The sequence below is a fragment of the Nocardia carnea NBRC 14403 genome (assembly GCF_000308515.1).
Lineage (GTDB): Bacteria > Actinomycetota > Actinomycetes > Mycobacteriales > Mycobacteriaceae > Nocardia > Nocardia carnea.
Genome location: NZ_BAFV01000038.1, coordinates 1 through 22,118 on the forward strand (window position 1 = coordinate 1; position 22,118 = coordinate 22,118).

21 protein-coding genes are annotated in these 22,118 nt (G+C 67.9%); 6 read left to right on the top strand and 15 right to left on the bottom strand.

The window, feature by feature from the left end; translation table 11 throughout:
- Positions 1-40: 40 nt before the first annotated feature.
- The 9 genes from ON22_RS12745 to ON22_RS12785 all read right to left on the bottom strand — a co-directional run bounded on the left by ON22_RS12745 (position 41) and on the right by ON22_RS12785 (position 9,736).
- Complete coding sequence (locus ON22_RS12745) at positions 41-1,714, bottom strand: FUSC family protein (protein WP_156052359.1); 1,674 nt, start codon at positions 1,712-1,714, stop codon at positions 41-43.
- Between the two features lie 148 nt (positions 1,715-1,862).
- Entirely contained in the window at positions 1,863-2,825 is a 963-nt protein-coding gene (locus ON22_RS12750) for a glycine betaine ABC transporter substrate-binding protein (RefSeq protein ID WP_033245799.1), read from the bottom strand.
- Between the two features lie 59 nt (positions 2,826-2,884).
- Positions 2,885-3,661: an ABC transporter permease gene (locus ON22_RS12755; RefSeq protein ID WP_051157565.1), complete on the bottom strand. Its 777-nt coding sequence runs from the start codon at positions 3,659-3,661 to the stop codon at positions 2,885-2,887.
- A complete protein-coding gene (locus tag ON22_RS12760) occupies positions 3,658-4,845 on the bottom strand; it encodes an ABC transporter ATP-binding protein (RefSeq protein WP_051157566.1) in 1,188 nt (395 codons plus the stop codon). The genes ON22_RS12755 and ON22_RS12760 overlap by 4 nt, the downstream gene beginning before the upstream one ends.
- Complete coding sequence (locus ON22_RS12765; protein WP_033245796.1) at positions 4,838-5,488, bottom strand: ABC transporter permease; 651 nt, start codon at positions 5,486-5,488, stop codon at positions 4,838-4,840. The genes ON22_RS12760 and ON22_RS12765 overlap by 8 nt, the downstream gene beginning before the upstream one ends.
- 769 nt (positions 5,489-6,257) lie before the next feature.
- Positions 6,258-7,748: an aminotransferase class I/II-fold pyridoxal phosphate-dependent enzyme gene (locus tag ON22_RS38375; RefSeq protein WP_033245795.1), complete on the bottom strand. Its 1,491-nt coding sequence runs from the start codon at positions 7,746-7,748 to the stop codon at positions 6,258-6,260.
- Between the two features lie 43 nt (positions 7,749-7,791).
- Positions 7,792-8,262, bottom strand: coding sequence for a hypothetical protein (locus tag ON22_RS38525; protein WP_373280859.1), 471 nt, complete (start codon positions 8,260-8,262; stop codon positions 7,792-7,794).
- Between the two features lie 676 nt (positions 8,263-8,938).
- The gene (locus ON22_RS12780; protein WP_033245578.1) at positions 8,939-9,169 is read right to left on the bottom strand and encodes a hypothetical protein; all 231 of its coding nucleotides are present in this window, start codon (positions 9,167-9,169) and stop codon (positions 8,939-8,941) included.
- 144 nt (positions 9,170-9,313) lie between these two features.
- Complete coding sequence (locus ON22_RS12785) at positions 9,314-9,736, bottom strand: ChaB family protein (RefSeq protein WP_033245577.1); 423 nt, start codon at positions 9,734-9,736, stop codon at positions 9,314-9,316.
- Between the two features lie 181 nt (positions 9,737-9,917).
- On the opposite strand from ON22_RS12785, the gene ON22_RS12790 reads away from it, so the two are divergent.
- Positions 9,918-10,385: a PPOX class F420-dependent oxidoreductase gene (locus ON22_RS12790; RefSeq protein ID WP_033245576.1), complete on the top strand. Its 468-nt coding sequence runs from the start codon at positions 9,918-9,920 to the stop codon at positions 10,383-10,385.
- Between the two features lie 30 nt (positions 10,386-10,415).
- Here ON22_RS12790 and ON22_RS12795 read toward each other — a convergent pair whose 3' ends face one another.
- The 3 genes from ON22_RS12795 to ON22_RS12805 form a co-directional block, all read right to left on the bottom strand.
- Entirely contained in the window at positions 10,416-11,381 is a 966-nt protein-coding gene (locus ON22_RS12795; protein WP_033245575.1) for a glycerate kinase family protein, read from the bottom strand.
- Between the two features lie 126 nt (positions 11,382-11,507).
- Positions 11,508-12,572 (bottom strand): tartrate dehydrogenase, encoded by a 1,065-nt coding sequence (locus tag ON22_RS12800; RefSeq protein ID WP_033245574.1) that lies wholly within the window; start codon positions 12,570-12,572, stop codon positions 11,508-11,510.
- On the bottom strand, positions 12,569-13,939 hold the full coding sequence (locus tag ON22_RS12805) for an NAD-dependent succinate-semialdehyde dehydrogenase (RefSeq protein ID WP_231508683.1): 1,371 nt from the start codon (positions 13,937-13,939) through the stop codon (positions 12,569-12,571). Before ON22_RS12805 ends, ON22_RS12800 begins: the two co-directional genes overlap by 4 nt.
- 802 nt (positions 13,940-14,741) lie before the next feature.
- On the opposite strand from ON22_RS12805, the gene ON22_RS12815 reads away from it, so the two are divergent.
- Positions 14,742-15,428, top strand: coding sequence for a cysteine hydrolase family protein (locus tag ON22_RS12815; protein WP_033245793.1), 687 nt, complete (start codon positions 14,742-14,744; stop codon positions 15,426-15,428).
- Positions 15,429-15,571: 143 nt separating this feature from the next.
- Positions 15,572-16,813 (top strand): tryptophan synthase subunit beta, encoded by a 1,242-nt coding sequence (gene trpB, locus ON22_RS12820; RefSeq protein WP_051157567.1) that lies wholly within the window; start codon positions 15,572-15,574, stop codon positions 16,811-16,813.
- A 392-nt stretch (positions 16,814-17,205) separates the two neighbouring features.
- Here the strand turns inward: trpB and ON22_RS12825 are convergent, their stop codons facing one another.
- The 3 genes from ON22_RS12825 to ON22_RS36675 form a co-directional block, all read right to left on the bottom strand.
- Complete coding sequence (locus ON22_RS12825) at positions 17,206-17,505, bottom strand: helix-turn-helix domain-containing protein (RefSeq protein ID WP_051157568.1); 300 nt, start codon at positions 17,503-17,505, stop codon at positions 17,206-17,208.
- Positions 17,506-17,557: 52 nt separating this feature from the next.
- On the bottom strand, positions 17,558-17,791 hold the full coding sequence (locus ON22_RS35670; RefSeq protein ID WP_051743127.1) for a type II toxin-antitoxin system RelE/ParE family toxin: 234 nt from the start codon (positions 17,789-17,791) through the stop codon (positions 17,558-17,560).
- 162 nt (positions 17,792-17,953) lie between these two features.
- Positions 17,954-18,052 (bottom strand): DUF2510 domain-containing protein, encoded by a 99-nt coding sequence (locus ON22_RS36675; RefSeq protein ID WP_157170411.1) that lies wholly within the window; start codon positions 18,050-18,052, stop codon positions 17,954-17,956.
- Between the two features lie 557 nt (positions 18,053-18,609).
- Between ON22_RS36675 and ON22_RS12840 the strand changes: the two genes are divergently transcribed.
- The 3 genes from ON22_RS12840 (at position 18,610) to ON22_RS12850 (ending at position 21,812) form a co-directional block, all read left to right on the top strand.
- A complete protein-coding gene (locus tag ON22_RS12840) occupies positions 18,610-20,073 on the top strand; it encodes an MDR family MFS transporter (protein WP_033245571.1) in 1,464 nt (487 codons plus the stop codon).
- Between the two features lie 80 nt (positions 20,074-20,153).
- A complete protein-coding gene (locus ON22_RS12845) occupies positions 20,154-20,981 on the top strand; it encodes a mycofactocin-coupled SDR family oxidoreductase (protein WP_033245570.1) in 828 nt (275 codons plus the stop codon).
- Between the two features lie 45 nt (positions 20,982-21,026).
- Positions 21,027-21,812 (top strand): IclR family transcriptional regulator, encoded by a 786-nt coding sequence (locus ON22_RS12850; protein ID WP_033245569.1) that lies wholly within the window; start codon positions 21,027-21,029, stop codon positions 21,810-21,812.
- The last annotated feature ends 306 nt before the right edge of the window (positions 21,813-22,118 follow it).

A 22,118-nucleotide genomic window follows, 5' to 3' on the forward strand; every position in this document is an offset into this window, starting at 1 on the left:
GGGACTACGACCGCGCGCCCGTCCGCGTCCATAGCGGTGGTTACGCCAATTCCGCGAGGCTGTGGAACCACTCGTCCAGCCGTTGCGAATCGATAGGCACGTCCGGCGGCAGTTCGGCAGCGAGCACCTGGTGACCCAGTCGGCGGATGCGCTGGTGGCGAGTCCAATGCGTGCGCGTCCATTCGGGTTCGTTGTGGGCGGCGTCGAGTGCGCCGAGCGTCGAACCCATCAGTTCGAATTCGAGCTCCCGTCGGACCTCGGGTAATGCGGTGCGCTGGGGCGGGGGTAGCGCCATGAGCCGCAGCAGCCGGTCGAGCACTTCGAGGACCCGTTGATCATTGCGTAACAGCACCCGCCGGTGCGCGCGGCGGTCGATCGACCACAGCACCGCCAGGCCGATCAGCACGCCGATGGCGCTCTCGAGGAGCCGGTCGCGGACCACGGGGACCATATCGCCGTACTGGCCGCCGCCACCCATCAGCAATGCCAGCGGGGTGATGAACACGACGGCCAGCCCGTAGTTGCGGGCGACGAGCGTTTCGATCGCGAACTGCAGCGACATCAGGATCAGCACCAGGAACCAGGCGCGCGGTTCGAGGGCGTAGAGGCCCGCGAACAGCACCAACCCCAGTGCGGTGCCCCCGATACGGTGCACGCCGCGATACGTGCCGCGGACCCGGTCCGGTCCCTGGTGCAACAGCACCGTGACGGTGACTACCGCCCAATCGGGGCGTCCCAGCTCCAGCGCGACGGTCAGGCTGCCGGCCAGCAGCGCAGCGATCGCGATGCGGTTCGCCGAGACCGCGGCATGGCTGTCCGGCGATACCGAGCGCAGGAGGCGGTACCGCAGCGCCGGACGCGGTGTCGGGGCCGGCCTGCCGGTGTCGAAGAGTAGATCGGAAGCGTGGTCACCGGTGTGATTGCGGTGCAATGCCGCGCCGAAGGTGCGCTGGGCCCGGCGGAGCTCGTCGACCGCGCCGTTCGCACCCGGCCCGGTGCGCCGGGCGTCGTCGAGCAGTGCCCACGCCGTCTGCACTTTCATCGCGGTGGCATAGCGGGCGCCGGCGGTATCGGCGGCGGCGGGATCGAGCGCGGCATAATCACGTACCGCCGCGACCGCGTCCGTCACCGCCCGCTGTTCGGGCGGGTCGGCGCGGGTGAGCACGGCCGACATGCCGACGATCAACGCACTGAGACCCCCGATCGCAGTCCACAGCCCCACCTCGCCGGGCGGCACCCCGTGTCCGGTGATGAGCGCGCCGACACCGGTGGCGAGGACGAAGAAGAACCCACCCGGCGGACCGAGACGCAACGCCGAATTGACGAAGGTGCCCGCCACCGCGACCACCGACATCAACACCACCAGGGCCAGCTGCCACCAGTGCGACCCACCGGCGGCGAGCCGGGTCTGGATGAATTCCCCGGTGAACCCGCCGGCGAACGCCGCGAGTACCAGCGACAGCGCGGCCGCGCCGATCACCCGTAGCCGGCGCCGATAGACCTGGCCCTCGCCGAAGATCACGGCCAGGGCGCCCATCGCCGCCATCAGACCTTGCTGTTCGTGCCCCAGCGCTACCGCGACCAGTGCCGGCGCCCCGAAGGCCACCGCGGCCCGGACGGCACCGGGGAGCCGGCGGCCCGCGGGCGGTAATCCGAAGAGCACCGATCTGGCCGGTGCGGGAGACGGTATCTTCGGGCCGTCCGGGGCAACCAATCCACTGCTTCCTAGCTGTCGTCTCGCCGCGCCGAACCGATCCGTGGTTCCGCTGTCCGGAACCCGCCGGTCGCTCCGCCGAAGGGGAACCGGCCTGTCACTGCGCTGAGCCGAACCAGACGGCACTCCGCTGAGTCGAACCGGCCGGTTACCGCGCAGTGACGAAACCGTTCGCGACCATCCAGTCCCGCGCGACCTCCGCAGGTTCGTGCCCTTCCACATCGACCAGCCGGTTCAGTTCGGTGATCGACTCGTTGGTCAGCAACCGCGAAATGGGTGTCATGATCGCGGTGACCTCCGGGTGCGCGTCGGCGAATTCCGTGCGCATCACCAGCGCAGCATTGTACTTGGGGAAGAAGGCGCGATCATCGGCCAGCAGGACCAGGTCGAGTGCGGGGATCCGGCCGTCGGTGGCCGCGACCGAACCGAACGTGCACTGGCGGGCATCGGCGGTCGCCTGGAAGACGACGGCGTCCTGAACGATCCGTTTGGTCACCTGGCTTTCGTCGATACCGTAGGCGCGGGCCATCCCCGGGTAGCCGTCCTGGCGCACATTGAATTCGGTGCCGACGCAGGTGGCGGCCGCGGTGGGGTCGGTGGCGACGAGTTCGGCGTAATCCGACAGCGACCACACATCGGTGCTCTCGGCGGTGCGCCGGGCGGTGGCCAGCGCGTAGGTGTTGTTCATCGGTGCCATCGCCGCCCAGGTCATCCCGTGGGCCGCGCGGTCGGCATCGCGAACCGCCTCGAACTGTCCCTGTTCGTCCGGGACCGGTGTTTCGTTGCCCAGATAGTTGACCCAGCCTGTTCCGGTGTAGTCGTAGGCGATATCGATCTGCCCGCTGAGCTGGGCGTCACGCAAACTGTTGGAGCCCTGGATATTCGTCAGGTCGCGCACCTCGGCACCGGCCGCGACCAGCGCGAATTCGATGATATAGCCGAGTATCTGCTGTTCGGTGAAATCCTTGGACCCCACCGTGACCGGCACACCTTCGAGCGCCGGCACCGGCCGGATACTGCCGGGACCCACCTGCAGCGGCACCGCACTACCGGATTGCAGACCACAGCCCGTGAGCAGGACGATCCCGGCGAGCAGCAGAACACACAGCATGCGGAGCCGGCCGGCCCGGCCCGGCCGGCGTGCAGTATTCGAGGAAGCCCGGCGCACGCTCATCGCAGCCCCCTCGGCCCGAGCATGCGTTCGGCGACGGCGCCCAGCCAATCCACCAGCAGCGCAAGCGCCACCGCCAGTACCGCGCCGACGATCAGGGTGACGTTATCGCGCAGTTTGTATCCGGTATCGATGAGAATGCCGAGGCCGCCGGCGCTCACCAGGAACGAGAGGGTCGCGGTGCCCACCGCCAGGACCAGCGACGTGCGCAGCCCGGCCAGGATATACGGGACGGCCAGCGGGAATTCGATCCGGCGCAGTACCGTCGCCGCCGACATCCCCTGTCCGCGCCCGGCATCGATGAGCAGCGGATCCACCTGCTGGTATCCGAGGATGGTGTTGCGCAGCACCGGCAGCAGCGAATAGAACGCGATCGGTGCGACACCGATCCAGAACCCGGTGGTTCTGGTGGCCAGATAGAACAGCACGATCAACCCGATGGCGGGGGCGGCCGCGCCGATATTGGCGATACCGACGAAGAACGGTGCGAGCCTTCGGTAACCGGGCCGGGTGAGCAGGGTGCCCAGCGGTACCGCGACGGCGATCACGATCAGCACCACCGTGGCGCTGATGAGCACGTGCTGCCAGGTGACGGCGGCGATATTGCCCGCGCTCAGGCTGGCCTGCTGGGTGACGGTGAGGTCGCGCCGTAACGCCCAGACCAGTACGCCGACCGTGAGCAGCACGACGAGGACGGGTTGGACGAGCAGCCGCGCGCCCTCACTCCGTCGCAGCGCCGGGGGTTTTCCGGTATCGGGTGCGAGTTGCGCCGTCATGCCGGTGCTTCCGTCACGGCATCCGCACCACCGTGCGCGGCGCGTAATGCCGAAAGGTGGGCGACCAGCGTATCGATGGTGATCAGGCCGGCGTATTCGCCGTGCGGTCCGGTGACCACACCGCTGGCATTACGGTCGGTGAGCAATGCCTCGAGGCCGTCCTGCAGCGTCGATGCCATGGACAGGGTTTCGCCGAGCGGGATCCCGGTGCCACGGACCGCCTTCGCGTGCGCGAGTTGTTCGGCGGAGACCCAGCGCAGCGGGCGCCGGCGGGGATCGAGGACCAGGGCCCAGTCCTTACCCGCGACCGCCGCGCGGGCAGCGTCGATGGACTCGTCCTCGGTGACGGTGGGGCAGTCGCCGAGTTCGACATCCCGGATACGGGTCAGGGTCAGCTGTTTGAGCGAGGCATCGGCGCCGACGAAACCGGCCACCGTCTCGTCGGCCGGGTCGGCCAGGATCGCGGCGGGGGTGTCGTACTGCAGGATGCGGGAGTGGTCGCCGAGAACGGCGATCCGGTCCCCGAGCTTGACCGCCTCGTTGAAATCGTGGGTGACGAACACGATCGTCTTCCCCAGTTCCGCCTGCAACCGCAGCAGTTCGTCCTGGAGCAGCCCGCGGGTGATCGGGTCGACGGCGCCGAACGGCTCGTCCATCAGCAGTACCGGCGGATCGGCGGCCAGCGCGCGCGCCACCCCGACCCGCTGCTGCTGGCCGCCCGACAGCTGCCGCGGATAGCGCCGCCGATACGTGCCCGGGTCCAGACCCACCAGTTCCAGCATTTCGTCGGTGCGTGCGGCGATCCGCTTGCGGTCCCAGCCGATGAGGCCCGGGACGGTCGCGATATTGCGGGCGACCGTCATATGGGGGAACAGTCCCGCCTGCTGGATCGAATACCCGATCCCGCGGCGTAACCGGTCCGGATCCATTGTCGCGGCATCGCGGCCGTCGATGGTCACCATGCCGGAGGTGGGTTCGATCAACCGGTTGATCATCCGCATGGTGGTGGTCTTCCCGCAGCCCGAAGGCCCCACCAGAACCACGATCTCACCTGCCGGGATGGTCATCGACACCGCGTCGACGGCCGGACGCGGCTGGCCCGGATAATGTTTGGTGACAGCGTCGAGCACGATCTCGACACCGGAAACCGCCGATGTGCCGGTGGCGGTAGCAGTATCAGTCACGGATCCCCCTCGGAACGGTGAAACGGCCGACGAGCAGGAAGATCCCGTCGAGTACTAGGGCGAGTACGACGATGAGCACCGTGCCCGTCAGCGCCTGCGGCACCGCGTTCGGGCTGCCGAGCCGGGCCAGGCCCGAGAAGATCAGATTGCCCAGACCCGGCCCTTTGGCGTAGGCGGCGAGGGCGAGAATGCCCATGATGAGCTGGGTGCTGACCCGCATCCCGGTGAGAATCGACGGCCAGGCCAGCGGTAGTTCCACCGCGGTCAATACCCGCAACCGGTTCATCCCGACCCCGCGCGCCGCATCGACGACCGCCGGGTCCACCGCGGACAGGCCCACCAGGGTATTGCGCAGAATCGGCAGCAGCGCGTACAGCACCAGGGCGATCACCGTCGGCACGACACCCAGCCCGAATATCGGGATGAGCAGGCCGAGCAGCGCGAACGACGGCACGGTGAGAATGGTGCCGGCCGCGGCGGTGGCGGCCGCGGAACCGACCGGGCTGCGATAGACCAGCACACCGACCAGCACCGCGATCGCCGTCGCGATCAACAGTGATTGCAGTACGGCCGAAACGTGCAGATACGAATCCACGAAGAGCTGGTGGCGACGCTCCACCACGAAGGTCCACAAGGTGTCCAGGATCAGACCTCCACCTGTCCGGTACGACCAGGCTGTCGCGGCATCGCCACGACCGGACCGGGTACCGGCGCGGCGCGTCGCCGGCGAGAGCATGCGTGGAACCCGGCTCATGCGCGCCGCGCACACCGGGTCCGCAGTCTGGAGTGCCCATTCGCCACAAGATCGAAACCTTGTCGCGGAATCGCTCGGCGCTCATACCGAACGGGTCGGGGTGGTGAATGGTCGTCACCCCGTCGTTCTCGATCGCGCCGAGCCGACCCCGGTCGCGGAGTACCGGCACTTCCCGGCGGCAGCACCGGTGCGCCACGTCCGGGGCCGGTGTGCCGACGCACGGTGGGCCCGGCCTGCCCACCTATCAGCGGTTGCGCCGTGCGGCCGGACACGAGAGGAAGCCGTGCAGCCCGACTCGAGGGGAATGAACCGGCGCTATCTCGTCTGTTGTCCCTGCCGGCCGGCTGCGGTCGGCGGGACGGCTATTTCGCGGAGTCACGCAACGTTCAGCACGCCGGCCGCGGGGCGGGCTCGGCGGTGCGGCGGACCGGAGGGCGCCGGCGGTCATGCCGCGCCGGGGCCGATGCCCGGGCGCGGCGAGGGACTCAGCGGCCGTCGTTGTCGGGGGATTCGGGTTCGTCCGGGCGTCGCCCTGTCAACCGCCGGTAGCCGACGACTACGGCGACGAGGACCGCGATCCCGATGATCACGAGTAACTCCATGACGGTCGCGTACCCGGCACCTCGCGTCCGAATCACGCGTAGGCCGTGCTCGCCGGTCAGCCGGCCACGACCCGGATCTGCTCCAACTCGGGGTCCGAGGCGTCCGGCAGGTTCATCCCGTGATCGTGACCGGTGCGCAGATAGTCCAGAACGCCTTCGCCGAGGCGTTCGCCGGGGATCACCGCGGGGATGCCCGGCGGATACGGGGTGAGCTGTTCGGCGGCGATCCGGCCCGCCGCCTTGCCGATCGGCACCATCTCGGTGGGGCCGAAGAACGCATCACGGGGCAGCATCGCGGTTTCCAGCAGTAATTCGTCCGGTTCGGGGACGTGGATCTTGCGCGGTGTATCGCTGGGGCTCGCCTGCGCCCGCCAATCGTTCATCGCGGCCACCAGGGTATCGACCGTCTCCGCGTTGTCGGCGAAGGACAAGGTGGCCAGTAACCGGCGATGGTCGCTCAGCCCCAGATCGATCCGGCGGTGATTGCGCAGCCAGGCGTCGGCTTCGTATCCGCTGACCCCGGTCTCGGAGATATCCATCAGCACCTGCAGGCGGTCGAGGTCGTGTGAGGCCTCGACTCCCAGCAGATCCTCCTCCATGACGTCGATCCCCGGAATCCGGGCGAGTTCGGTGCGGGCCTGCCGGGCCGTGCGCAAGGCGTTGTCGAAGATCTCGCGGCCCCGCTGCACCATCTGCCGGCGCCAGCCGTCGAGTGCGGTGTAGACCAGGACATTGGGGCTGGTGGTCATCAGCAGATCCGCGCAGTGCCGCAGCCGTACCGGGTCGACGAGATCACCTTGCAAATGGAACACCGACCCCTGCTCGAACCCGGCGCCCATCTTGTGCACGCTCACCACACAGACATCCGCACCCGCGTCCATCGCCCAGGTCGGCAGATCGGGATGGAACGGCAGATGCGCGCCCCAGGCCTCGTCCACGATCAGCGGTTTCCCGCGTTCGTGGCATACCCGGGCGATCCCTTCGATATCCGCGCAGGTGCCGTACGGGCTGGGGCTCACGATCAGCGCACCCGCGGCATCGGGGTATTTCTCCCAGGCCCGGCGGACCTGCTCGGGCGACGGGGGATGGGTGAAATGGCGTTCGGTATCCCAGCGCGGCGTGATCCAACGGGGCACGACCCCGGAGAAGATCAGGCCGGCCACGATGGATTTATGGCAGTCGCGGGCCACGAGCAGACCACCGTCGCAACCGCCGGCGACCGCCATCATCGCGGCCTTGACCGACAGCGAACTACCGCAGGTGGAGAAGTATGTGCGTTGCGCGCCGACCGCGTCGGCCATGAGCTCTTCTGCGTGCGCGAGATAGCAACCCTGCGACAACCGATCGTCGAGGCCCGGCGCCGCGAGTACGTCCGAAGCGAACGCATCCCGGCCGATGACGTCGAGTACCCGTTCGTCCACACCACGGCCCTGCCGGTGTCCCGGGGGAGTGAAACCGTAGCGGCCCAGCCGCTGATAGTCGGCGAGAGCTTCCAGCATCGGCGCCCGGGACTGGTCGAGCTGCCGGCCTCCACCCTCGGTGCGCATATCGCGGCCTCCGTCCTCAGTGCCCACGCCGCGGCCTCCGTCCTCAGTGCCCACGCTGCTCCCGCAGGCTCGCTCCTTCTCCTGTCTTCACCCGGCGATGTTCGACGACCACCAGCGCGATGCCGGCCACCAAGCACACCCCGCCGCAGATACCCGCGATAACGGCCCAGCCCTCGAATCCGTAGCCGGCGGCGGTGAGCGTCAGCGCCACCAGGACGATGCCGATCGCGGTCAGGATGATGCCCGGCCAATTCCGGGCCACCTCGATGGACTCCCCGGCATGCGAGCGGGTGGTCCGCGAATCGTCGGGGAAACGGTGTTCGTACGGAATGTTGTGTGGACCGCTGCTGCTGGGGTGCGGTTGCGGGGTGCTGCCGCGCTGCGGATCACCACCGGAGCGCGGTTGTGGAGTGGCGGCAGGAGGCTGTTGCGGAGCGCTGCCGCGCTGCACGCCACCGCTGGGGTGCGGTGGCGCACCACTGGGGCGCTGCGGTTCGTCGGGTCCGGAGACCATGGTCACGTCCTTCCTGTCGACCTTCCGACCTGGGACTTCGGCCGGAATACCCGCTCATCGGGGGTTGAATCACTCGCCTCTCCGTGGCGGCGCCCGGTGCTGACAGGATGTTGCGGGGGTTGCTTGCGGGCCCCCGCCCGCACCTACACGCGGGGGTGGCAGGAGGTTCCGGCGGCTGCTTGCAGGGCCCCGCCCGCCGCTACACCGCACTCGGGACCGACTCCCGCGCCGCTGCCGTCACCACGGCCATACGCGGCGGTCGCCCCGGATCCGGTGGCGGGGGTGGATGTGTGGGGTCCGGGATCGGCGGATGCGCCGGGTCGGGCGGGCGCCCGGGATCGGGCGGAGGCGGTGGTGGAGTGGGCCACGGCTCGGGTGGGGGCCGGTCGGGATCCGGGATGGGGGACGGCCTGTCGGGTTCGGGTTCGGGCGGCGGCCGGCCGGGATCCGGTGGAGGTGGCGGGGGAGCGGGCCAGGGGCCGGGGTCGGGTGGTCCGGGCTCCGGCGACGGCCGCGGATCGATATCACGCATGGTCTTCCTTCCTGGCATCCTGCGCGGGGTTTGCTTCCTCGGCGTCGCACTGGGGTCGCCGAGACCGGGAGAGGTCGCCCGCGGGCCCTGGGACCACCGGCCACCGGTTGGAGACCGGTGGCCGGTAAGTGTGCCGGGGCAGGATCAGCTCAGGCGCTGGGCGAGCAGGGCCTTGGCCTGCTCGGCGCCCTTCTGGCTCTCGTGCTGGGCGCGTTTGAAGAACTCGGCGATCTCGGCGTCACCGGCCCGCTCGGCGTCCCGGCTGTACACCTCCATACGCAGGGCGTTGCTCAGGCATGCCTCGGTGAACCAGATGAGGTTGTAGTCCTTGTCCTTGGTTCCGGTGAACTGGCCGGTTTCCTGCTGGATGCTCATTACGGCCTCCTGTTCGTTTGTTCGCGCCCGGTCGCGGGCGCCTGCTCTGCCGACGGTGTCCCTACCGTCACCGCCGCCCTACCCACCGCATCCCCCGCGAAACCGCGGTTGCGGCCGGGGTACGTGGACCGCGGCCGAGAGCCCTCACTTCCTGCGCCGGGCTGTTTCGCGGCGATTGGATTTCTCGATGGCGGTGACGAGCTCGTCCTTGGTCATCTTCCATCGTCCGGTGATGTCGAGCCGGCCCGCGACATCGATCAGATGCTGTTTGGACGCATTGGCGTCCACACCGCCGGCACTGGCGCCCTTCGGGTTCGGGCCGCCACTGGCCGCGCGTTCATCGGACGGGCCCCGCTTCTTCTTCGGCTCCCAGTGGTCGCCGACCTTCTCGAAGCTGTGCTTGAGCGCCTCGTAGGCGACCCGGTGCGCACGTTGTTCGCTGCCGTAGGTCTGCAGTGCCGAGTCGTGGGCCTTGGCGAAGGTGCGCTGCGCTTTCTCGTCCGAACGCTGCAGTGTGCTCGGCAGTTCCGATTTCCGGACGGTGTCGCGAGCAGTCGTTTTCGGCATCGCATACTCCTTCCTGGTCCTGGTTGTCAGGCGTTCCGGCGCGGACTTCGTGCTCCCGTCCGGCCCGGATATCCGGCGGCTACCCATTCGCGCAATGCCGAATCCGGCGCCGCGCTCCATACCGCCGGCCCTGGCTATGCTGCGGAGAAAGCTCACGCAGCGAACGCAGAGAAAGGCCCCCATGCCCCGCATCGCCAGCGCCACCACCGTCGACCGCGCCGCCCTGCTGGAGTTCCTGCAATCCCGCCACCGCGGCGTCCTGATCACCACCCGGTCCGACGGGGCACCGCAGATGTCCCCGGTGACCTGCGGCCTCGACCCGCAGGGCCGGATCGTCGTCTCCACCTACCCCGGTCGCGCCAAAACCCGCAATATCCGGCGCGATCCACGGGTATCGATCTGCGTGCTGTCCGACGATTTCAACGAGGCTTATGTGCAGGTCGACGGGCGGGGCGAGGTGATCGATATGTCGGCGGCGCTCGACGGCCTGGTCGACTACTACCGGGGGATCGCCGGTGAGCACCCGGACTGGGACGAATACCGCTCGGCCATGGCCCGGCAGAACAAATCGCTGATCCGCATCACCATCGAACGGTGGGGTCCGATCGCCACCGGAGGTTTCCCGCCCGAACACGATCCGGCCGACTGAGCCGCTGCCGGGTCACCGGCCGCCGCGACTTCAGAAGCTCCCGGCCCCGATATGCCGGCCCGCCGCCTGCATGGCGGAGGTGTCGGAGGCCATGATCACCTCGGCGAACCGCGACCGGTAATCGCCGAGATCCTCGCCCACCGAACCGACCACGGCGTACACCGGGGTATCGCCGGCCCGGGCCAGGATGGCCGAGATGATCTTCCCGGCGCGCGTCTGGCCGTCGAGACGTCCCTCCCCGACGACGATCGCGCCGGCGCCCGCGGCCAGGGTGTCGAAACCACCGGCATCCAGGACGTACTCGGCGCCCGACCGCAATTCCGCGCCGTACTGCGCCCACATCCCACCGGAGAAGCCGCCCGCCGCGCCCGTGGCGTCGACACCGGACGGGTCGCGCGGCAGGCGGCGTGCGGTCTCGGCGAGGCGGCGGGTCAATAGTTCCACGGTCGCCGGATCGGCGCCCTTCTGCGGGCCGAAGACGCGGGCGGCATCGACGTAACGGGTGGTGACATCGGTGAGCACGGTGATGGACGCGCCACGCAGACCGCCACCGTCCTCGATGGCCGCGATGGCGCCGGTACCGCCGTCGGTGGTGGCCGAACCGCCGGCCGCGACCACGATCTGCCGGGCACCCCGGCGCGCGGCCGCCGCGATGAGCATGCCGGTGCCGTAGGTGTCAGCGGTGACCGGATCACGTGCACCCTCGTGCGGGGTGGTGACCCCACTGGTCGCGGCGACCTCGACGACCGCGACCCCGTCGCCGGACAGACCGATCGTCGCGGTGCACGGCACACCCCAGGGGTTGCGTGCCTCGACGGACACCCGGTCCAGACCGAGCGGCTCGACGAGTACATCCAGAGTTCCCTCACCGCCGTCGGCGACCGGCAGCCGCAGCGCGCGGCCGCCGCTCTCCTCGACACCGCGGCCGATGGCCTCCGCGACCTGCGCCGCGGTATAGGTGCCTTTGAAACTGTCCGGGGCGATCAGCACGGTCACGACAGCGTCCCGCGTTCCGGTGACGGCTCGGACCTGGAGGCGTTCATGGACACAACCTTATCGCCGCCGGTACCCGGGCCACAGCCGGAGAATCCGGACTGACGCGCAGCGCCTCGATCCGCTGCGTCAGCCGGCCGGGAGCAGCGCCGAGGCCCGGTCGGCGATGGCGGTGCCGACCTCGGTGGTGGTGGCGGTGCCGCCCAGATCGGGTGTGCGCGGGCCGCCGTTGCCGAGGACATCGGTGACGGCCCGGTCCACGGCCGCGGCAGCGGTGTGCTCGCCGAGGTGGTCGAGCAGCATGGCAGCGGCGAGGATCTGCGCGACCGGGTTGGCGATTCCCTGCCCGGCGATATCCGGGGCGCTGCCGTGTACGGCCTCGAACATGGAGGGAGCGTCGCGGGCGGGGTTGATATTGCCGGAGGGTGCCAGGCCCAGTCCGCCGGTGACGGCGGCGGCCAGGTCCGAGAGGATGTCACCGAACAGGTTCGAGCCGACGATCACGTCCAGCCGGTCGGGGTGCAGCACGATTTCGGCGGCGAGGGCGTCCACATGCATCTGCCGGGTCTGCACGGCCGGGTATTCGGCGGCGATCCGGTCGAAGATCTCGTCCCAGTACGGCATGGAATGGATCAGGCCGTTCGATTTCGTCGCCGAGCACAACCGGCCCGTGCGCTCGCTCGCCCGCTCGAAGGCGTAGCGGATGATCCGTTCGCAGCCGACGCGGGTGAACACCGACTCCTGCAGGACGAATTCCTCGGGGCGGCCCGGGTTGTGCTTGCCGCCGATTTCGGAGTACTCGCCTTCGGAGTTCTCCCGCACGATGAGCAGGTCGAGATCCGCGGCAGTGCGGTCGCGGAGGGCCGATTCAGTGCCTGGCAGCAACCGGACGGGCCGCAGGTTGACGTACTGGCCGAATGCGCGCCGCAACGGGATCAGCAACCCCCACAGCGAGATATGGTCCGGGACGCCGGGAAACCCGACGGCGCCCAGCAGGATCGCATCGAATCCGGCGAGAGTGCGCGGACCGTCTTCGGGCATCATCGCGCCTGTGCGCAGATAGTTCTCGCAGGACCAGTCGAATTCGGTCCATTCGATACCGGGCAGCACCCGGTCGATGACCTTCACCGCTTCCGCCGTGACGTCGACACCGATGCCGTCGCCGGGGATGGTCGCGATCCGATATGAACTCACAGGGCCACTCCGATGTATTTGCTCTCGAGGAATTCGTCGATACCGACCAGGCCGCCTTCACGGCCGAGGCCCGATTCTTTCACTCCGCCGAACGGGGCCGCCGGATTGGATACGACACCTTGGTTCAAGCCGACCATCCCGCTGTCCAGGGCCTCGCTCACCCGCAGCCCCCGCCGCAGATTCTCGGTGTAGACGTAACCCACCAGGCCGTACGGGGTGTCGTTGGCCCGGTCGACTGCCTCGTCTTCGGTATCGAAGGTGGCCAGGCAGGCGACGGGGCCGAAGACCTCGGTATGGCAGATCATCGCGTCGTCCGGTACGTCGGTGAGAACCGTCGCCGGATAGAAGTTGCCGGGCCCCTCGACGGGGTCGCCGCCCAGCAGGACCTTTGCGCCCCGGGCGCGCGCGTCGGCGACCAGTTCGGTCACCTTCGCGACAGCGTCGCCATCGATCAGCGGCCCGACCACGACCCCGGGTTCGGTTCCGGGCCCGAGCGGCAGTTGGGCCATCCGCGCGGTGAGCCGCTCGGCGAAATCGGTGGCCACGAGACGCTGGACGAAGAAACGGTTCGCGGCCGTGCACGCCTGCCCGATATTCCGCATTTTCGCGGCCAGTGCGCCCTCGACGGCCGCGTCCAGATCCGCGTCCTCGAACACGAGGAAGGGTGCGTTGCCGCCCAGCTCCATGGATGTGCGCATCACCGTGCGGGCGCACTGCTCCAGCAGTATCTTGCCGACCGCTGTCGACCCGGTGAAGGACAGTTTGCGGGACCGCGGATCGAGGATCAGCGGTGTCATCAGCGACCCCGGATCCGAAGTCGTCACGACATTCACCACGCCCGCGGGCACTCCCGCCTTGTTCAGGATCTCGGCGAGTGCCAGCGTGCACAGCGGTGTCTGCTCGGCGGGCTTCACGACACAGGTGCAGCCGGCCGCGAGCGCCGGACCGATCTTGCGGGCGCCCATGGCCATCGGGAAATTCCACGGCGTGATGAGCAAGCTCGGGCCTACGGGCTGTTTGGTCACCAGAAAACGGGAGCCGCCGCCGGGGGCGGGCATATACCCGCCGTCGAGCCGGACGGCTTCCTCGGCGAACCAGCGGAAGAATTCGGCCGCATAAGTGATTTCACCGCGGGCCTCCGCGAGGGGTTTGCCCATTTCGAGAGTGGCGATCAGGGCCAGCCGGTCGGCGTCGTCGAGCAGCAGGCGGTGGGCGCGCATCAAGATATCGCTGCGCTCACGAGCGGGAGTCCGGGCCCACTGCGCCTGAGCTGCCGCGGCGGCGTCGAGTGCGGCAATCCCCTCCTCGGGCGTGGCGTCGGCAACCGTCCGCAGCTGCTGCCCGGTGGCCGGATCGAGCACCGGCATGGTGGCCGCGGCCGGGCGCCATCGGCCCCCGATGAAGAGGCCGTCGGGTACGGACTCCACGGCAGCGCGCGCGGCGTCGGTGAGTGACTCTTCGGTGAGCACGGCGACGGCTCCTCCCTCTCGGCGCCCGGTCATACCCTGGGCTGAATTGTCGACAATCCTACAATAGGGATCGTCTCGGTGAGTCTGGTACGGGGGTAGCCGGTGGTGCCGGGAACTCCGCAGCATGGTGCTCCCACCTCAGACAGTTACATCACCGCGACTGTGGGTACTGCCCCGCTCGCCGCCGGCGCACTCATCATCGCCACGAGCCGATACGTCCGGTCCACTCCAGCGTCACCCAAAATCCTGATCCGCAACAAATGGCCGCCGGGTCCCCACCTGTTTCAGCGTCGGACTAAGACACCACGCCGACACGCTGGGCCAGCCGTCCGAGTTCTCCGGTGGTGAGGTCACGGCGGCAGCGGTCCACTATGCCCGATTCCGGCCCGGTCGTAGGTGAGGACCGAATGAAGATACAGCCGCGGTAGAACCTGGTTCGACTGGTCCTGTGCGGTCACGAGCGCGTTTATGAAGACCACGGGTAACGAGTCGTCGTCTCCTGACGTGATCGACACGCTGAGCTCGTACCCGATATCCACCGTTTCGAAGTGCCGCACCCGACAACACATACAACCGAGGTCAGGCCCACGTGCCCGACTCCACGGCAGCACGGGTGTATTCGGTTTTCCTGGACAAGCATTCGGATCGGCAGTTCATACTGATTGCTCGATCGGATCGGCACAGCGGTCGAATAGATTCGATGCTCGGAGGGGTCATTGTGGGGTCGCTGGTGGTGCTCGTCGTCGACATGCAGAACTCGTACCTGGTCCAGGATGTCCGGGACGCCTACGGTTGGCCACCACTGTGGAGGCGCGACGAGGTGGTATCCGAATGCCGGTCCTTGATCACGGAGGCGCGATCACAGGGGGTCCCGGTGATCTATTCACGCCAAGTGTCGCCCCCGGTGATGACGCCACGGTCGGCGCGGCATCGCGACAGCCGCGCGGACCGGTTGCCGGTGTTGTCGGACGAGGAGAAGTCGTGGCGATCGCAGATCATGGATGCCGTCGCCCCCGTACCGTCCGAGCTGGTGCTGGACAAGACTCGGCACAGCTTCTTCGCCTACACGGAACTCGATCCGGTCCTACGCGGGCTCGGTGCGGACCGTCTGATCGTGTGCGGGCTGCAGACCAACGTCTGTGTGGAGGCCACGGTCCGCGCCGCTTTGGAACGGAACTTCGAGGTTGCGGTACCCGAGGACGCCGTCACTACCGACGGGCCCGATCTTCATATTGGTTCGTTGGACTCTATGCGGGTGATGTATGTCGAAGTCGCTCCGTGGCGCGATCTTCTCGCCGCGGGTGCCGCCTGGGATCGGGCGTATTCGACACCACACTACGGCCGCAATCCACAGTACTGGGTCGACTCGCTATACGCCCGTGACTGATGCATTCCTTCCCGGCAACGGGAATCGGCACGGCCGATAGCTTCAGTACTGTTAACTAATCCGTTGCCGGGAGGAGACCCGGCGCTTGCGCCGGCGGCACAGAATCTCTCTTCGTAACGGGAATCAGAGAGTGCGGGTGCTGGATGGTCGTCGGTCACGGGGTGGATCAGAGTTCGTATCACCACGGAGAGCTGCCCGATGAACGCGGCCGGTTCGGACGGTTCGGTGGCAGGTACGTTCCCGAAGGACTCATGGCCGCGCTGGTCGAACTGGACAGTGCCTACGAGCAGGCCCGGACCGACCCGCAATTCGTCGGGGAACTGGCCGAACTGTTGCGCAGCCGGGTCGGGCGGCCGACGCTACTGCATCAGGTGCCGCGGTTCGCGGCACGGCTCGGCGTGCCGGGGGTAACGGTCTATCTCAAACGCGAGGATGCGGCGCATACCGGGTCGCACAAGATCAACAATGCGCTCGGGCAGGGATTGCTGGCCAAGCGGATGGGGAAGCGCCGGATCGTCGCCGAAACCGGTGCCGGGCAGCACGGGGTCGCGGTGGCGACGGTATGCGCGATGCTCGACATGGCCTGCACGATATATATGGGTGCCGACGATATGGAACGGCAGCGGCACAATGTGGTGCGAATGCGTCTGCTAGGGGCCGAGGTTCGGGCCGCGGAAATGGGGAATCGGCGGCTCAAGGAAGCGATCAGCGAATCCGTTCGGGACTGGGTCGCACATGTGGACAGCACCCATTACCTCTTCGGAACGGTCGCCGGACCCGCTCCCTATCCGCGGATAGTGCGCGATTTCCAGACCATCATCGGTGTGGAGGCGCGGGCGCAGATTCTGGCTGCGGAGGGCCGGCTGCCCGATATCGTGCTCGCGTGTGTGGGCGGGGGAAGTAACGCCATCGGGACGTTCCATCCTTTCGTCGGCGACCCGCAGGTCCGGTTGATCGGTGTGGAGGCGGCCGGGCACGGTGTCGATACCGGTGCGCATGCAGCATCGCTGAGTGCCGGTTCACCAGGCGAGATGGACGGCAGTTTCAGCTACCTGCTACAGGACGACGACGGGCAGATCGCGGTCACCCACAGCGTGGCCGCCGGTCTGGATTACCCGGGGGTCGGGCCGGAACTCAGCCATCTGAAGGAGACCGGCCGCGTCCAGTACGCGACCGCGACCGACGCGCTGGCCCTGCGCGCCCTGCAGACACTCGGGCAGAGTGAGGGGATCATCGCGGCCCTCGAATCGGCCCATGCGGTCGGCCACCTCATGGATATAGCCGAGCGTGGCGAGCTGTCGCAGGATTCGATCGTGCTGCTGTGCCTTTCGGGTCGTGGAGATAAGGATCTGGAGGTCGCCGCGCAGCGGCTCGGGCTCGGCTGACCGTGCTGTGTGGCGTATCCGGTCTCGGTCGTGATCGCTGTGGCGGCCGCACTCCTGTTCGCCGCCGCCAACCAGTCGCTACTCGCCGCTACAGCCGTACTCGGCTTCGCCGGCGGCGGCGTCTTCACGATGATGCCCCAGCTCGTCCTCGTCGGTGTGTGCCGAGATGAAACCGCTGGTGTGCCCTGGTGTCGGCGTCGGGCTACGACACCACACCGACACGCTGAGCCAGCCGGCCGAGCTCGCCGGTGGTGAGCTCACGGCGAGCCTCTCGCAGCATCGAGCCCACCAGTTGCGGAAGGCGGTGATGTGTGTCGGCACCGGCCCGGGTGTATTCGCGCGAATACCGCTGGTTCCCAGCCGATCAGGGCACATTCGCTGTTGGCATCGGCTTACGCGACCAGTGACACCTCGAGGCGCTGGCCGACCGCGCGGGCCAGCCGGTCGAGCATGTCGATGGTCGGTACGCGCCCACCGCCCTCGATCTTGGCGATAGTGGGCTGCGTGGTCCCCATGCGGCGGGCGAGCTCGGTCCGAGTCAGTCCGGCACCGGTACGCGCGGCGTAGAACAATTCGGCCATCCGCAGCGCCAAGCCCGCCTCCTCGTAGGCGGCTTCGTACTCGGCGCGCTCCGCTTCGGTCATCTGCGCCAACCGGCTGCCGGATACCTCATCGTGGCTCATCGTGTTCATCGGTCCTTCTTATTTCCCTCGTCGCCCTCCGGCTTCGTCGCGCGGTAGCGCTTCAACGCCTTGCGTGCGCGCGCGACCTCGCGTGCTTCGTTCTGCCCTGCTTGCGGAAGGTGGTCAAGGTGATCACCTTCCGCGGTGGGTCGAACGTGTAGGTGATGCGCCGGTTGACTCCTTCCGCGGCGAACCGCAGCTCGTACAGCTTCTGGCTGAGATACTTCGCGTCTTTGCCGGTGCGAGGGTTACTCGATTCCTGCCCCGGCGTCCGCTCTCCTGGCTGGTGCGCCATTCGGGGCTGGGCTCTCACCGCCCGCCCGTCTTGCGAAGGGCTGACAAGCCTATGCGGACGAATCCTGATCAGCGCAGCCGAAGCCAGGGGCGCCCTCGGGACCTGGGAGTCCAATGCGGGCCACCTCAGCAGGGCCACGCGGCCGGAGGACACGAACAGAGATCAGCGCTGCTGCACCTGGTCCGTCCATTGATGTCCGTCGAACCAGCGTAGTTGCGCAGGGGTCAGGCTGTCCGGGTACCAGCCCGGCTGTGCGGTCATGGGTCGTTGCTGCTGGGGAGGTTGGTTCGGCTTCGTAATCGTCACCATCACAACTACGACCACAGCCGAGACCACAACAACGAAAAGAACGAAGAGCGCCACGTACAACGCGGGACGTCATCCTGTCATCCAGCTCGGCTATTGCCCATTCCTCGGATCAGGGCCAGATCACAGCCTGTTGACCGGCCAGAGTGCCGGCGGATCTGCCTGTTCGGCTCGGGCTGCTGTTCCTGGTCCCCGGCCGGTGAGCGCTGGCGGTCCGGATCGCGTCGTCTCTGCCGTCTGTCGGCATGACGTCGATCACAGCGGACGTGGTCCGTATGCGAGGGCGGCCACGGAAACGTCGGTTCGCGGCGGCGTACGGCCACTTTTTCGGCGGCGTTCGGGAATAGTGCGGCCCGAAAATCGATTGATTCCGTGCGTAGCCGCAGGAAAGACTGGCGCGTCACCGATGAGCCGGACATGTCGTATCCGTCCGCTTTCATATGTGGCCCGGGCCGGTCGACGACGACCGCCCGAGCCGCGCACGAGTTCGTTCACAACCCCGGAGGTAACCGATGCCCGCACTGAAGTCCGTTCGCCGGGCGGGCGGCGGCACCCCGGCCGTGATCCGGCTGCTGGTGATCGCGACCTTCGTGGTGATCCTGAACGAGACCATCATGATCAACGCGATTCCGCGGCTGATGAACGACCTCGAGGTCACCGAACGCGCAGCACAGTGGGTCTCCACTGCCTTCATGCTCACCATGGCCGCCGTCATCCCGGTGACCGGCTGGTTCCTGCAGCGGGTCACGACCCGGCGGGCCTACGCCATGGCCATGGGGATCTTCCTCGCGGGTACGGCGCTGTCCGCGGTCGCGCCGTCGTTCGCGGTGCTGCTGGTGGGGCGGATCGTGCAGGCGGGCGGTACGGCGGTGATGATGCCGCTGCTGATGACCACGCTGATGACGGTGGTGCACGAACGGGATCGCGGCCGGGTCATGGGCAACGTGACCCTGGCGATCTCGGTGGCGCCGGCCATGGGCCCGGTCATCTCGGGCCTGGTACTGCAGGTTGCGTCGTGGCGGTGGCTGTTCGTGCTGGTGCTGCCGATCGCGGGGGTCGTCACCTGGTTCGGTCTGCGCAGTCTGGAGAACGTCGGGGAACCGGAGGCCGGCTCGATCGACTGGTCCAGCGTGGTCTTCGCGGCACTCGGTTTCGGCAGCCTGGTCTACGGGCTGAGCCGGTTCGAGGCGGGCAGTGTTATGACCCCGGCGCTGATCACCGGGGCCGGGATCGTGCTCATCGGCTTGTTCGTGGCCCGGCAGCTGTGGTTGCAGCGCACCGGGACGCCGCTGCTGGATCTGCGGGTGCTGCGGGCAGCGACCTATGCCAAGGGGCTGGTTCTCATGGCGGTGGCGTTCCTGGCGATGCTCGGTTCGATGATGCTGCTGCCGCTGTACCTGCAGAACCTGCGGGAACTGTCGCCGTTGCTCACCGGCCTGCTGGTGATGCCGGGCGGGATGGCCATGGGCCTGCTGGGGCCGGTGATCGGCCGGATGTTCGACCGTTTCGGTGGCCGCATCCTGGTGATTCCGGGGTCGATCGCGATCACCGCCGCGCTCGCGGGCTTCACACAGATCTCGATCAGTACGCCGTACTGGCAGTTGCTCGGCCTGCACATCCTGCTCATGATCGGGCTGGCCGCGGCCTTCACCCCGGTGTTCACTCTGGCGCTGGGCGCGCTGCCGGAGGATCTCTACTCGCACGGCAGCTCGATGCTGGGCACACTCCAGCAGGTCGCCGCCGCGTTGGGCACCGCCCTGGTGGTGACCGTGATGGCAACCCGGGCGGGCACGCTGGAAGACGGCGGCGCCGATGCGGTAACCGCACAACTGGGCGGGATGCAGTGGGCATTCGCGGTGTCGGCGGCACTGTCGTTGATCGTCATCGTCATGGCGGTCCTGTTGCCGAACCGGTCCAGCGCACCGGACGAGGACGGTATGGATGAAAAGGCCGAGGCGGAGTTGGTCGAGGCCTGATCGTCCCCATTCGGGCACATTTTCGGCACTGCGCGTCATATTCTTTCGGCAACAGCCGGACGACAGTGACGGAGATGGTTATGGGGACACTGGACGGCAAGGTCGCGTTCATCACCGGAGCCGGTCGCGGTCAGGGGAGAAGCCACGCGGTGCGGTTCGCCCGCGAAGGTGCCGACATCATCGCCGTCGACACCACGGCGGATGCGAAGAGTGTGCCCTACCCGCTGGCCACCACCGAAGATCTGGCCGAAACGGCTCGCCTGGTCGAGGCCGAAGGGCGGCGGATCCTCGCCCGGGACGCCGATGTCCGTAACCTTGCCGCCCTGACCGCTGTCGTCGACGAAGGTGTGAAGGCGCTCGGCCGCCTCGATATCGTGGTCGCCAACGCCGGGATCTCCAGTCCGGCGCCGACGCTGGGCATGAGCGAGGACACCTGGCAGGAGATGATCGATATCAACCTGACCGGTGTCTGGAAATCGCTGAAGGCGTCGGTACCGCATATCGTCGAATCCGGGCACGGCGGTTCGGTGGTCATCACGAGTTCGGTGGCCGCGATGGTGGCCCAGGAGAACATCGCGCACTACGCCGCCGCGAAAGCGGGATTGGTGAGCCTGATGAAGGTGCTGGCCAAGGAGCTGGCACCGCAGAGTATCCGGGTCAATACCGTCCACCCGGGCACCGTGGGCACCGATATGGTCTACAACGAGTCCACCTACCGGCTGTTCCGGCCGGATCTGGAGAACCCGGGACGCGCCGATTTCGAAGCGGTGGCGGCGAAAATGAACCGGCTGCCGGTCACCGCCCTCGCACCGGAGGACATCACGAACACGGTGCTGTTCCTGGTCTCCGATGCCGCGAAATACATCACCGGCACCACCCACGTCATCGACGCCGGAAACGCGCTCTAGAAAGCCGGGACCGGCCCGCGGGGGACCGCGGCGTAGATTCGGCGTATGTCCAGGGATGACGGCGGGGCGGCCGCTAACCATCAGCCGCTGCTGGTGCTGGTGAAGATCACCGAGATACTCGATGCCTTCTCGCTGGCACGGCCGTCGCTGACCTTGGGGGAGATCCAGCAGGCCACCGGTTTCCCCACCTCCACGGTGCAACGGCTGGTGACGAACATGGTCGCGCAGGGACTGCTCGATCGCGCGGGCGACCAGATCCGGATCGGGTTGCGGATGAGTTATTGGGCGGCGACGGCGGTGAAAGGGCTGGATCTGCTGTCGATCGTCGACCCGGTCCTGCGCGAGATCCGGGACGAGACCGGGGAGACGGCGTGTGTGTTCCGGGCCGAGCACGGTTTCCGGGTATGCGTCGCGATCGCCGAGACCCGGCACGCGCTACGCCGGGACATGTACGTAGGGAAGATCATTCCGTTGTACGCCGGATCGGCGGGCCGGATTCTGCTGGCCTGGAATCCGGACCTCGCCGAGCAGGTGCTGTCCGCCCCTCTGGAACCGCTCACCGAAGGCACGGTCACCAGCCCTGCGGAACTCCGCACTCTCATCGCGCAGGCGAAGGCCGACGGCTACGCGATCAGTGCCGGTGAACGGGAGGATTCGGCATCGGGCCTGTCGGCGCCTATTTTCGACGCTGCCGGAAATGTGGTGGCGGCGTTGACGATCAGCGGCCCGACGATCCGGATGCCACGTGAACGGTGCGAGGAGTGGGTGGACCTGCTCGTCGGCTACGCCGAGCAGGTCACTCGCACTCTCGGGGGCCGGATCCCGGCTTGAGCTGCGGAGCAACATCAGGTGCGCGCACGGACCACTGCACCTCCTCCGGGACACGAGCCGAGTTGCCGCACCACCCGCCGCCGATGTGCAAGCCACGAGCGGCGTACTTGCCGTGTTCGCCCGGCAGGTACGGCCTTTGTCCGCTGCATGCCTTCACCTGGCAGGGCCCCATCGTGAACAGGAGCCGGCATCACGGGGCGGCCACGTGCCGGCTCGGAATCCTCATACCGTTTCAACGGTGACACGCCGGGCACGGACGTACCGGGCCGCCTTCGGAACATGATTGCGCCCGAACCGTTTCCGGTG

Excerpts from the sequence above, each read along its gene's own strand:
- ON22_RS12845 (WP_033245570.1), top strand. The coding sequence starts at position 20,154 with ATGGGGACACTGGACGGCAAGGTCGCGTTCATCACCGGAGCCGGTCGC.
- ON22_RS12790 (WP_033245576.1), top strand. The coding sequence starts at position 9,918 with ATGCCCCGCATCGCCAGCGCCACCACCGTCGACCGCGCCGCCCTGCTG.
- ON22_RS12850 (WP_033245569.1), top strand. The coding sequence starts at position 21,027 with ATGTCCAGGGATGACGGCGGGGCGGCCGCTAACCATCAGCCGCTGCTG.
- ON22_RS38375 (WP_033245795.1), bottom strand. The coding sequence starts at position 7,748 with ATGCGCACCGAGGGTGGAGGCCGGCAGCTCGACCAGTCCCGGGCGCCG.
- ON22_RS12780 (WP_033245578.1), bottom strand. The coding sequence starts at position 9,169 with ATGAGCATCCAGCAGGAAACCGGCCAGTTCACCGGAACCAAGGACAAG.
- ON22_RS12785 (WP_033245577.1), bottom strand. The coding sequence starts at position 9,736 with ATGCCGAAAACGACTGCTCGCGACACCGTCCGGAAATCGGAACTGCCG.
- trpB (WP_051157567.1), top strand. The coding sequence starts at position 15,572 with ATGGTCGTCGGTCACGGGGTGGATCAGAGTTCGTATCACCACGGAGAG.
- ON22_RS36675 (WP_157170411.1), bottom strand. The coding sequence starts at position 18,052 with ATGACCGCACAGCCGGGCTGGTACCCGGACAGCCTGACCCCTGCGCAA.
- ON22_RS35670 (WP_051743127.1), bottom strand. The coding sequence starts at position 17,791 with ATGGCGCACCAGCCAGGAGAGCGGACGCCGGGGCAGGAATCGAGTAAC.
- ON22_RS12840 (WP_033245571.1), top strand. The coding sequence starts at position 18,610 with ATGCCCGCACTGAAGTCCGTTCGCCGGGCGGGCGGCGGCACCCCGGCC.
- ON22_RS38525 (WP_373280859.1), bottom strand. The coding sequence starts at position 8,262 with ATGGTCTCCGGACCCGACGAACCGCAGCGCCCCAGTGGTGCGCCACCG.
- ON22_RS12825 (WP_051157568.1), bottom strand. The coding sequence starts at position 17,505 with ATGAACACGATGAGCCACGATGAGGTATCCGGCAGCCGGTTGGCGCAG.
- ON22_RS12805 (WP_231508683.1), bottom strand. The coding sequence starts at position 13,939 with ATGCCGGTGCTCGATCCGGCCACCGGGCAGCAGCTGCGGACGGTTGCC.
- ON22_RS12815 (WP_033245793.1), top strand. The coding sequence starts at position 14,742 with ATGCTCGGAGGGGTCATTGTGGGGTCGCTGGTGGTGCTCGTCGTCGAC.
- ON22_RS12755 (WP_051157565.1), bottom strand. The coding sequence starts at position 3,661 with ATGACGGCGCAACTCGCACCCGATACCGGAAAACCCCCGGCGCTGCGA.
- ON22_RS12750 (WP_033245799.1), bottom strand. The coding sequence starts at position 2,825 with ATGCTGTGTGTTCTGCTGCTCGCCGGGATCGTCCTGCTCACGGGCTGT.